This window comes from Bacteroides sp. AM41-16 (genome assembly GCF_003603495.1).
Lineage (GTDB): Bacteria > Bacteroidota > Bacteroidia > Bacteroidales > Bacteroidaceae > Bacteroides > Bacteroides uniformis.
In genome coordinates, this window is sequence record NZ_QTNE01000001.1 from 314714 (window position 1) to 327251 (window position 12538).

11 protein-coding genes are annotated in these 12538 nt (G+C 36.1%); 1 reads left to right on the plus strand and 10 read right to left on the minus strand.

The genetic code is table 11. The features are described 5' to 3' along the window. Window positions 1-53: 53 nt before the first annotated feature. On the minus strand, window positions 54-1004 hold the full coding sequence (locus DW896_RS01545) for a glycosyltransferase family 4 protein (protein WP_117719859.1): 951 nt from the start codon (window positions 1002-1004) through the stop codon (window positions 54-56). A 60-nt stretch (window positions 1005-1064) separates the two neighbouring features. On the opposite strand from DW896_RS01545, the gene DW896_RS01550 reads away from it, so the two are divergent. Continuing rightward, a complete protein-coding gene (locus DW896_RS01550; RefSeq protein WP_005836635.1) occupies window positions 1065-1925 on the plus strand; it encodes a KilA-N domain-containing protein in 861 nt (286 codons plus the stop codon). A gap of 17 nt (window positions 1926-1942) precedes the next feature. Here the strand turns inward: DW896_RS01550 and DW896_RS01555 are convergent, their stop codons facing one another. From DW896_RS01555 to DW896_RS01595, 9 genes are all read right to left on the minus strand, one after another. Further along, window positions 1943-2923 carry an NAD-dependent epimerase/dehydratase family protein gene (locus DW896_RS01555; protein ID WP_005836634.1) on the minus strand — a complete coding sequence of 327 codons (981 nt, stop codon included), beginning with the start codon at window positions 2921-2923 and terminating at the stop codon, window positions 1943-1945. Between the two features lie 121 nt (window positions 2924-3044). Next, window positions 3045-3875, minus strand: coding sequence for a glycosyltransferase (locus DW896_RS01560; RefSeq protein ID WP_022400683.1), 831 nt, complete (start codon window positions 3873-3875; stop codon window positions 3045-3047). 38 nt (window positions 3876-3913) lie between these two features. Beyond that, window positions 3914-5104 carry a glycosyltransferase family 4 protein gene (locus DW896_RS01565; RefSeq protein ID WP_009038568.1) on the minus strand — a complete coding sequence of 397 codons (1191 nt, stop codon included), beginning with the start codon at window positions 5102-5104 and terminating at the stop codon, window positions 3914-3916. Between the two features lie 13 nt (window positions 5105-5117). Further along, complete coding sequence (locus DW896_RS01570; protein ID WP_022400685.1) at window positions 5118-5954, minus strand: phosphorylcholine transferase LicD; 837 nt, start codon at window positions 5952-5954, stop codon at window positions 5118-5120. Then, window positions 5954-7204, minus strand: a complete 1251-nt coding sequence (locus DW896_RS01575) for an oligosaccharide flippase family protein (RefSeq protein WP_034529821.1) — start codon at window positions 7202-7204, stop codon at window positions 5954-5956. Before DW896_RS01575 ends, DW896_RS01570 begins: the two co-directional genes overlap by 1 nt. A 19-nt stretch (window positions 7205-7223) precedes the next feature. Next, window positions 7224-8207: a hypothetical protein gene (locus DW896_RS01580; protein ID WP_022400686.1), complete on the minus strand. Its 984-nt coding sequence runs from the start codon at window positions 8205-8207 to the stop codon at window positions 7224-7226. A 6-nt stretch (window positions 8208-8213) separates the two neighbouring features. Further along, window positions 8214-9647, minus strand: coding sequence for an O-antigen polysaccharide polymerase Wzy family protein (locus tag DW896_RS01585; RefSeq protein ID WP_157131994.1), 1434 nt, complete (start codon window positions 9645-9647; stop codon window positions 8214-8216). Window positions 9648-9876: 229 nt separating this feature from the next. Then, window positions 9877-11217 (minus strand): Gfo/Idh/MocA family oxidoreductase, encoded by a 1341-nt coding sequence (locus DW896_RS01590; protein WP_009038573.1) that lies wholly within the window; start codon window positions 11215-11217, stop codon window positions 9877-9879. Window positions 11218-11221: 4 nt separating this feature from the next. Next, entirely contained in the window at window positions 11222-12301 is a 1080-nt protein-coding gene (locus tag DW896_RS01595) for an alanine--glyoxylate aminotransferase family protein (protein ID WP_022400688.1), read from the minus strand. Window positions 12302-12538: the final 237 nt, after the last annotated feature.

A 12538-nucleotide genomic window follows, 5' to 3' on the forward strand; every position in this document is an offset into this window, starting at 1 on the left:
ATTTTAGTCTCCATCGCCTTTCATTATTTTACTAATCATCATTTCAGCATTACTCACGTAGACTGGTGCAATCCGAAATACTTCTTCATAAAACAGATATAAAGAAAACAAAGCAAAAGAATTATACCTGCCAAATACCAATAACTGTAACCTAAACACATTATATATCCTACGATGATGATTGCCTGCACTGCCATGTAAATAGAAGAAACCATTATATGGGGAATCTTCAGCTCATTCGCCATAATCTGATACAGATGCTTGCGATGCGGTAGCCCGATATTCTCATGAAGCATCAGGCGGTGAATGATAGTCAATACACTGTCTACCCCATAAACGGACAAAAGAACTATCCAGCTGAAATCACCCGTTCCAATGATAAGTCTTCCTATCAAAAAAAGAAGGATGAAGGCAATGCTCACCGAACCCACATCACCGGCAAAGCATTTGGCACGCTTGCGGAAATTGAAGAAGCAGAAGACTAGAACGGAACAGATAACGGTATAGATGAAATCCGCTTCTACAAAAGTAACCACCTCCTTATTGATATAGGCCAACGCAGCAAGAATAACCAGAGAATAACCTCCCGTTATCCCATTAATCCCATCCATAAAATTGTAGGCATTGATGATGCCCGTACAGACTATCAAGGCTATGACTATCCACCACCAGGACAAGGAGAAAAGTCCCCACTGATAAAACATCATAGCCATAGCAGAGAAATGAAAAAGCAGCCTTGTCATCTGTCCGGTGGATTTTATATCGTCCACGAAGCTGATGAACGTCACCAGTGTCAAGGCAAGCAGGAACCAGGGATATTCAAAGCCACTCGTCAGGAAATAGGCCAACGCTCCGAAATAGAAAATAATCCCACCACCGCGTAAAGTCACTTTCGTATGGGAACTCCGCTCATTGGGATTGTCGATGATATTGCACCTATCAGCTATTCTAAAATAAAAAAGTTCTGCTAAAAACAATAAGATTACAATTATCAATAAATACATGTCTTAAAAGTAAATTATCAAATTAAAAAGGTTTATCTTTGTGAAAAATAGAAAACACGAATGAGCCCTATAAAAAAAATAAAAGTCAACAACCTGGATATTTCCATTTCGATAGAAAGCAATAAAGACGACTACTTCTGTTTAACAGATATCATAAAAGATAAAGAAGGAGAAGATCACATACGAAATTGGATGAGGAATAAAAACACAATTGAGTTTCTAGGTACTTGGGAAATCTTAAATAATCCGGATTTTAAAGGTGTCGAATTCGACACCTTTTTAAATCAAGCCGGACTCAATAGATTTAATATGACTCCCAAAAAATGGATCGAAGCAACCAATGCTATAGGAATAGTCTCTAAAGCAGGTAGAAATGGTGGAACCTATGCACATAAAGATATTGCATTAGAATTCTGCTCTTGGTTCAATCCCACCTTCAAACTATATCTTTTAAAAGAATATCAGCGTTTAAAAGAGTTTGAAAATGACCCATTAAAAGTAGAATGGAAAATTAAGCGCATATTATCTAAGACAAACTATCACTTACATACTGATGCCATAAAAAGCTATATACTTCCTCAATCCAATATGTTAAAAGACTCACAATGGCTAATATATGCAAAAGAAGCAGATTTATTAAATGCAGCGTTATGGGGATGTACAGCCTGCGAATGGAGGGATGCAAATCCTGAATATGCATCAAAAGGCCTTAATATAAGAGACATGGCAAGCATAAATGAATTAGTCGTATTATCTAATTTGGAGTCTTTTAATTCTGAGTTAATCAAGTTATCTATACCCAAACAAAAACGTTTCAAACAACTGCAAGAAATGGCACAAAAACAGATCCAGCAATTGAACACATGGGAAACTGAAAAAAAGTTCAAACAAATAGATAATAATACAAATTTGATAGAATAGTGCTTATTCTATCAAATTCATAGTGAGAACGACTTTATCGTTCTCACTATCCCCTCCTCTGCCCTCACCGGCATTCTGTCAATACCAAGGGCAGCCTTTATCTTCGCATTACTCACCACATAATTCTCTGTCAACTTGCGCAGACGCTCTGCATTCAAAGGCAAATGGAGCAGAGTCCCAAGCCGGGCACAGAATTCCATCAGTCCTCTGTTTATCTTCCAGATATGCGGCTTGCGCTCCAAAGCCCGACACATCAAAGTTATCAGTTCATTTGTGGACAAGGCTTCGTCATCTCCCATGTGGTAGATACCACTCGCCACCTCCTTGGTCAAAAGACCTTCCACCACGTAGCAGAGATTGTCTATCGAAGTAAAAGACCTTCTGTTCTCAAAGGCCCCCAAAGGCCAGGGAATGCCTTTCCTCACCACATTATAAAGAAGATTCAGATTGCCTTTGTTGCCGGGACCATGAATCATGCAAGGACGCAGGATATAGACATCTTTGCCATCATATAGATTAGCTTTCAATCTGCCATCCTCGGCCTTCAACCGGCCAAGGATGTAATTCTCCGCAGCTATCTTGCTTTCCCCATACGGCCCTACCGGGGCAGGCACCACATCTTCAGTCAGCATATCCCCCACCACACTGTCGGCAGCAGCTTTTACCGAACTGAAGAATACGAATTTCTTCGCGGACGATTCCAGAAAAAAATTAAATATCTTTTGGGTCAATCCCGTATTGATATCAAAATAGGATTGGGCTGCGGACCGGTTTTTCATATCATGGGCTTTACCAGCCAGATGAATAATGGCATCGAATTCAGGAAGATCCCGCATCGGAAAAGAAGCCGGTTCAATATCCTTCCAGAAAAAAGTCTTTATCACCCCCTCCTTTTCAGGTGCGACAATATCCAGCCCGTAAAGACAATGACGTTCCTTTAGGGCAATAACAAGATTGGAGCCCACAAAGCCGTGGATTCCAGTGATTAATATGTTCATGGAATTATTCTATAAAATATACTGACCAGAAACGTGATTACCAGTTAGGGACAAAGCCTTTACCGAGGACAAAGGTAGGTCATTTATTACTTGCCAGAAATAGCATATAAGATATTCCTATTTACTCTCTCATTTTACGGGGATTCATGCGATTCATCAGCCCTTGAAAATAAACATTTAAAGGATATGGCAATAAAGAACGGACAAAGGGTATACAAACTCCAATATATGCAATGAAAGACAAATGAAGTCTTCTACAGCCACGTAAACCTATTTTCATTCTATGCCACCCTACTTCTATACTGTTTTTTCTCACACTGTCAGCAAAGAAGCGATAATGCAACAATGGTTCCGAAATATTGGCAAAATGCAATCCTTTTTCTGCACACCTGAACCATAAATCATAATCATCCTGACGCGGACCGGCATCAGGTTTATACCCACCTACTGATAAGATTGCATTTTTTCGATACATCACAGTAGGATGATTCAAGGGACAAGTCCAGACCAGACGAACAATATCCTCATGCGAAACTGGAACCTTTATAACCTCTTCAAGATTATTTCCACATTCGTCAATTTTAGTCGCATAGGCCCCCACAATATCTATCGTAGGATGTGATTGCAAAAAAAGAACTTGTTTCTCAAAACGAGATGGATAGCAAATATCATCTGTATCCATACGAGCCACAAACTCATAGCTACAATGCTTTAAGCCTATATTAAGTGCCTTGCTTAATCCTAAATTATTAGGCAAAGGAATAATTTTAAGCAAATTAGTATCGTAAGAAGATAGAACTTTTTCTAATTCAACAGTGAGAGGTCCATCCTTAATCAATATGATTTCAGAAGGAGGAAGCGTTTGGTTCAGTACACTATCAAGTGCAGACTTCAAATAAATCGGCCTTTCTTTATAATAGACCGAAATCAATACAGAATAGTTAGGTGACATTTATATAAGATGAATTATTTAAGAATCCATAGCTATTCTCAAGCCTTCTGCCATAATTTCGCATAAGATAATATCATAGCCTTTTGAGAAAATTTTTCTTCATAAATAATTCTTGACTTTTTCCCCATTTTTACAAAATCAGGTCTGTCAATCAATATCTTTTCAAACAACTCAGAGAGTTGTTGTTCATCTACATCTACCAAATAGCCTGAAATACCTTCAACAATCATTTCTGGAATACCTGCTATACGAGTAGATATAATGGGCAAACCACAACGCATAGCTTCAATAATTGATATTGGCAATCCTTCGTCTTTAGAAAACAAAATAAAAGCATCCGAGTTAGTCAAATAGTCATTTACTTGGTTTGAGTTGCCCACAAAATAAATATCAGCAGAAAGTGTAGCTGCTACTTTTTCCAAAATATTACGCGAAGGACCATCTCCGACAAAAGTCATGGAAAAAGATTTTTGTTGTTCAGAGGTCAATTTAGATAATGCATGAAGTATGCCTATTTGATTTTTACGATTACACAATGTTCCTACGCATACTAACCTAGTCTGATTGGTTGAAGATATACACTTACTTCCACCTTCAATATCAGGGATGCCATTATAGACAAATGAAGTCTTTTGCGAAGATATGTGGGGGTAAAGATGACAAAAATTCCAACGTGGGAAATCGGCTACAAAATTTACTTTATCCACTCTATTCAGTACAACATCCTCTATCCTACGTTTCATAATACCAAAAAAACAAGAACGAAACAAAGGGTAATACTCTTCATACATTGACCATAAAGAGCCATTACTATGCAGTGTCAAATACACAGATTTTTTGTTTTTTCTTTTACGCTTCAAATAGTAATAACAAGCAAACAAGTCTTGGAAATGAATAATATCCGGCAATTCATCATTGGGTATTTCATCGAAGGCTTCTACTATCCGTTTGGAATATCGTAATCCAGAAAAATAAATCATAGCATACGTCATGAGATGGCTATATTTAGCATATCTCATTAACTTGTTTTTTAGTGACGCTTTCCTCTTGATTTTATCATTGTTAGAAAAATTTCTTACTTCACCATGTACATCGTCAAGTGTGAAAGTTGATAGTCCGATTCCCTGATTCGCAAAATCATTGATGCAACTTCTTAACCCAAAGACAAACTGTGCAGCCCCATTAGGTGCTTTTATCCATCCGGGGAAAATAATCGTTACTTTTTTCATTATACTCCTATTTTCATTCATTCCATTCTAAACTTTCTTTGTGATTACAGCGTGTAAAAGGTTCTATTCCATTATTATGCCTGACTCGTTTGTTAAGAGGAGGCAATTGCATATAATCGCCAAAATATTCGCGCAAATAAGTATCATAATTACATGGGATATTAAACATCTCTCCTTCAAACTCGTGACGTTTCAAAGGGAAAAGAACATCTTTGGATAAAAGCTTATACTCATTTATTTCCATGGCCCAAGCCAAGCTATCGGCTTCCTCCATTGTTTCAGCATGGAAAAAGTCATTGAGCCAATTATAAAGAGGAATATGTGAATATCTAATAAAACGTTTCATCAAATACCCCACTGTACGTTGCAAAAAAGCTCCATGTCTTACTACTGAATAATTGGTATCGTGAAGAAATAATTTCAGATGCGATTGCCACCATGAATGTTTTACATAATCAAAAGGGAAAATATCTAAAAATATACCTTTATGACATTTCAATCGTTCATACATTGGCTCATGAAAAGTACTGTATTTATCACGTAATTTCGCAAAAAACATGGGATAATCAGAATCTGTTTCTCTGGTTTGCAGGTAGATATCATCGCGTAATTCAGTTTTTGCAACTTCTAAAAAACGATAATAATCATTACGCAACATCGCTACATCAATATCATCGTCCCAAGGAATAAATCCACCATGGCGAATAGCTCCTAACAAAGTTCCTCCATCAAGCCAATAAGGAATATCATATTTTGTACAAATGCGATCTAACTCTCTAAGTAATTTAAGCATAACAAGCCTGGCTTGCTCATTCACATTCTTACCTTTTTCACGGTCATCTTTCAGCATTATCTTAATATTTTAAATTTTCTAATGTAATATGCTCTTGCCACTAATAATGAAATATTAGTTATAAGCTGTATAATCAAAATTGATAAAAGATTGGTATGCAAGTTGAAAATAAATACAAATAACATGCATGCAACGTAAACCCCCAAAGAGCACCACATGGTTATGTTAAATGCTTTAAAATAGCCAGCTGCAACCAAGATGGGACTACCTTGCAAATAAATGATAGAATTGGTAACTATCAGCGGAGAAAGAATATATACTATTTCAACAGAGGGTTCCATCAACCCTTTGCCCAGAAGTTCAACTCCCCAAGGTGCCAGCAGCACACACAGCCCCCATATCAGTATAGCAACCCAAAAAGATATTGCCATAACCTTACGCATTAATCGAAAATTACGTTCAGATGCCACTTTAGGATAGAGAACTTGATTAAGAATCATTATAGGAAAAGAACCTAAACGAACTATCTTATTAGCTAAGTCATAATATGCCACTTCCTGCATACCAATAAAATTACCAAGCAAAATAGCATTGCTTCGTTCTATTATCATATCAGCAATACGTGAATAAAAAATGGAAGTAGAGCGTTTGAAACGATACACCACATTGCGCATTTTTACCCCTATCAGCCTAACCTTATATTTCTCAAACATCACATACAATCCATAAGCAGTGCCAAACAAGCTACCAAGACTGAACAAAATAGGATAATACAGATAGTCGGCTTTCGAATGAATGAATACAACCATCAATATCACAAAAACAAGTTTACAAATCAACTGAAAATAGGTAACATACTTCAGTTCTTGTATTCCTTGAAAAAACCAACCCGGGAATAATACAGAAGCTATGCAATGTCCTGAAAAAAGGATATAAAGCATTTTCATCTTTACATCAAATAACATTAATGCTCCCACTAATAGCAACAGCAAAAACATACAAAATATAAAGCGAATGTAAAGCACCGATGATACAATCTCATTCAATCTGTGCTTGACATGTTGATATTGGGCTACATCTTTCACCGCAGAGATATCAAATCCCCACGCAGCCACCATTTCAATATATGTAATTACCGTAAACGAAAATACAATGTAGCCATATAATTCATCACCCAGTTTACTAATAATGTAAGGATAAGTAATTAATGGTAAAAACAAAGCTAATACATTAAGTATAGAAACAAAAAAATAGTTCTTTACCAAGATTTTATTTGATAATATTTTATCTATTATTATCCGTTTCAACTTTACCTATTTAAGATATTCAACATCCATTATTTATTAATAGAGCCCTCATTTCTTCCCTACTTTTAACACAATCAAATCCCCAATATTTGAAGGCAAGAAGTCGTTTATCCACTTGTGCTTGTGATGAATCTTTTTCAAAAGTTTCCCATAAATCACGCCATAAAGGATTCACTTCTTCCAAGGTTTGTACAGGATTAATTACAAGATGAGGTTTGCCGAGATATACGCAATATCCTGTATGAGTACCAATACTATTTGAACAAGTATAATCAGATAATAAGATAATCGTTTTCAGACGATTCAAGAAGTTTATATCCAACTGATGACCAGCAGTGGTCACTTTAAATCCAGCTTTATTATATAAATCACCAAAACCGTTTTTATTTTCATCTAAATAATACATATTCACAATTACAGTATCAAATCCAAGCTTCTCTTTAAGTTCTAGCAATTCATCAATCATACAATGTATTTCATATTCTAAGCCACCCTCACAGCATGTATGTGTAGGAAAGAAAAGAAGAGTTTTGCCTAATTCCTTTTTCAAGGAATTCATCTCTTCACTATTCAACATACATTCAGCATAATGTATGTAAGGGCCAATAGCAATCACGGGTTTATGTAAACTTCCAAGCCCCTTCACTCGTATGTTGCTGAAAGTCATGATACGTTTGGTCGTTTTACACCACGCGGCCATAGGCACATAATCATCTACATAAAGTCCATGTTCTATTGACCATCCAAACTTATTTACACCTGAGTATTGTTTCAAAGCATAAGCCTGACCATAAAAATTAGAATCCTTAATAGCCTCTATTGGATAATAAGGTATAGGTTTTACTAATTCCTTATAATCAAACATGCTCAATGCCTGACGACGGTTAATCTCTTTCCAAAACCGTTTCTTGTTTCTCAAGCGATAATAAGTGTTATAGAGTGACAATAAAAGGAATGATTCTTTAAGTATTTTTATTAAGAAAAGTTTCAACACATTACTCATTGCTATTCAAAAAATAATAAGTTTATTAAAAAATGCATCTTTCAATTTTCGTTTATTCCATGTTACAACAACTGCCCTTAACGTAACATAAAATAAAACTCCTATCATAATTAAGAATGGAGATGGGAAATAACTACCTCTTGAGGTCCATATTAAATGTGGAATAATAAACCAAGAAAAATACACATAAGTATATGACTTATTATAATTCCGTTCATACCATTTTATGATTCGCCCTATTAAATAGCTACCTATAATCAATGCCAACACACCTCCTAATTGATAAAGTTCAGCAATATACGAACTCCCATAGCCAACACCAGACAAATATAACTCCGGATTGACGGCATACATTAATTGATCATCCAAACTTAAGGTATGTTGTACCAGTTCCTCTGACTGTCCTTTCCTATAAAGAGGGTTAAAAAACCATAAGAAAGTAGTACATAAAGAAAACAGAATAGAATATCTTGTGGAATTAGCGAAATCGCTAGAATAATCTAAATAATTACCTAATAAGACATAAGTAGCACCTTGAGAATAAAATAAAGCAAAGAGCATCTGAGAAATGCTTAGATTAAAAGAAGCATCTTTGTCCCTCAAAAACAAGATTCCCTGAGCTACAAATGCCACAAAAAGAATGAAACAAGCTATATTTTTTACTGAAATCTTTTTAGTAGAATAAAAAGAATAATAAAACCAAATAAAATAAACGATAGGAGCTAATAATGTACTTCTACTCCCTTTCAAAAAAGATACTGAAGACACCAGAAAAAATAGTACACAGTAATATTTAAACTGTTTTCTTGACGGAACAAACATTAATAGCATTGGAAAAACTATATTAAAAAATCCCCAACTAGCTCTCGCAAAAAGAGGTGCAGGAGGCATTTCCATAAACATGATTAAATAACCATATTGTTTTATCAACATCAAGTCATGCATGCCCTTATAAAGTACTCCTGGTGCAGATAGCAGAATTAAATAATAGAGAATTTTTTGTAATTGTTTGTCCGTATAAACATAAGAACTGGCTTGCGATGTAAATTGCGTGTAATCCTTTGCTTTAAAATCTGATTTTGCATAACTCGATAAATATCCGATTATTACCGAAACAAAACTCACAGAAAGTATTAATAATACTTCAAGAACAGTGGTATCAGCAAAAGTATAAAAGACATACTTATCCGATTCAAACAAAATCGAACTATCAAAGATGGATAAAAATACTCTTGAACAAAGAAAAAGAATAAATCCATAAATAAAAATCATTATACAGCTAACGACCTTAACAAAACGAAGAAAGCTTACAAGTATATATACGATAAATAAAATTAGAGCATATTGCAAACAAGGAATAGACTCAATAACATATCGAGCAAAAAACACAAATAGTGCAAAGAATATTGACACAATCAATATTTGTAATTCTTTTTTCAACAAATACAATTTCAAATTTACCATTTCACTCTTTGTAACTCTATTAATAGCACTATGTGAGAAGCTTTCTCTTTAAATAGATACCTCTTACGTCTTAAATAATCAAAACATACCATATCTATTAATATTGAATTTTGCCAAGTCTATTTAATCGGAACATAAACTGAAAGATGTTTTGTAATACTTAAATATTTTAGTTACTAACTACCCTCGCCAGTCAATAATAGTGCTACAACTTGTACACATTCTTTCCTAATATATATATTTCCTGAACCTCTGCCATCATAAGGTTCTCTTCCTTCGACACCTTACTAAAATAATAACCATCCGTTAAGATTGCAGCTACAAAGTCTTTGATTTCATAGCGTAAACCTTCACCTACATATGGATAAAAATACTTCTTATTATAATTTTGGTCTTCATAACGGACTTCAAAACAATCAGTCTTCCACCATGGAGCCGGTACATACACATACCCCTTGGTTCCTGCAATAGTCAAAGAGCCCTCTGTTTTAACCCCCAACCCTACCTGAAATGAAGCAACAGCATGATCATAACGAAAAACAGCCTTAGTGAACATATCCACATCATTCTTCATCTTTGAATAAAAATTAATGTTTCGGAACTTTGTCCCCAAAAACTTAAAGATAGGCAGCAGAGGAAAACAAGCATTCTCGCTCATACTACCGCCAAAATGTTTACTGTCAAGCTTTGCTGAATTTTCGTCTGTAAGAGTGGTTACAGAAGCATTTACCTCAACGATCTCACCAATCACACCGGATTTGAGCAGAGAGAATAAGTGCCCGAAAGCAGGACAATAAGCAGTTTTGAGTGCAATCTGAAGCAATAAACCTTTTTTCTCTGCAATCGAGTAGAGTTCTTCTGCCTGCTTCTTACTAAATACAAATGGAGTTTCACAAAGAACAGGCTTTCCCGCGTTCAAAGCAGACTTTGCATATTCATAATGAGTATAGTGTGGAGATGCAATATAAACGGCATCGCAATTTTCATACAACTCTTCTAAATCACGAGCAACTATAGGAATCAAGAATTTTTCACAGAACGAAACACATTCTTCTTGATTAGGATTGTATGCAACAGAAACGGACGCACTATTCACATTTTTCGACTCTGGAACAAAACGTGAAGCAATACTGCCAGTACCAATAATGCCAATATTGACAATAGGATATTTCTGGCGAAGCAAAGTAGATGATATCCCTTGAGTACGAGGAAGATAAATCACTTTACAGAACTCGTTGAGATAGTCAAAATAGCCTTCCCAATCTGAACCGATTGCAAAAATATCCACTCCATATTTCTGTATATCATCAATCTTCTGCCCACGATATTCTTCTATCACAATCTGATCTGCAAGACCGGTGGATTTAACCGCTTCAATACGTTCCATCACGTTATTGCACGTGTTCATCTTGCCTCTCTCCAAGTCGAAACTATCTGTGGTAACACCCACAATGAGGTAATCACCTAAAGCTTTCGCACGTTTTAAGAGGTTATAATGCCCCTGATGAAACAAATCGTATGTTCCGTAAGTAATAACCTTCTTCATAACCTTAGATAAATCGCTTTTCTCTTAAATCAATAAATGCAGCAATCAGTTTGTCGTAATCCTCCTTCTGAAGATGACCAATATGACCTATACGAAAAATTGTATCCTTCATATTTCCACCATTAGGACATATCCACATTCCATACTCATCCTTCATCTTAAGGAAAATTTTAAAAGCAGATTGAGTTATGGGATGGAGCGGAGTGACAGCATTACTAAGGCTTTCACTGACAATTTCAAAAGGAAGATTATTCTCAACAAGCTTATCACGAAAATACTTAGCCAATTCTGCACAACGCGCAATCTCCACCTCCGCACCACCTGCAGATTCAATTTCTTTTAAACGGACATTAATTTGACGAAGGATACCAACAGCAGGAGTCCAAGGAGTCTGCCCTCTCTCCATATTTTTAAGAGCAAGCTTCAAATCAAGATACTGACAGCAACATTGGACCTTTTCTATACGTTTAATAGCCGAAGGAGCAAGAATCATAACTGCAATACCCGGAGCGCAAGCAAGAGCCTTCTGACTTCCAGTAATCATCACCCCTGCATCCATTGCCGCCATATCAAATGAATCGCAAAGGAAGGTAGAGATTGTATCAACAATCAAGAAACAATTATTACGTTTGCAAAAATCAGAAACAAGATTGATATCGTAATGTACCCCCGTAGAAGTTTCGTGCTTCTGCATAAGGAAAGTAGTGTAACCCTTGCTCTCATATTCAGCAAGATGTTCAGGCTTCAAAGCTCTACCATACTTAAGCTTAATTTCCGTAAAGGGAATTTTATGAAGGGTAAGCAATTCCACAAAACGCTCACCAAAGCTACCACCATTGATTACAAGAGCCTTATCCTGTGGCGTAAGGCAATTTATGATGGCAGCCTCCATACCACCAGAGCCAGAACATGTCATGAAAACAACCTTACTATCTTTAGTCGCATTAGCAAACTTCTTAACAAGACGCTCATTCTCAAGCATCATTTCTGAGAACTCTGCTGTTCTAAAATATGGCACCTGTTCGGCACCTATGGCCCGTACAGCATCAGAAGATTGCACCGGACCTACTGTAAAATTAATCATTTATATAGATTCCTTTAATTATCAGTAATAATCAACCAATCCAATCATCACTCCCCCTTCTTCCTAGCCTCCAGCCATTTCTCCACCCATTCCCCAGCCAATTTCCTGATTTCGTCATCATCCAGTTCCTCCAGTTCATCGATATAGTATCGCAGAAGAGTTTCGTATGTACTAAGTGGGGCGTTACACCCTTTTTTTTAAGTCTATGTACGTGGATGGAGAAATATGCAAATCCTT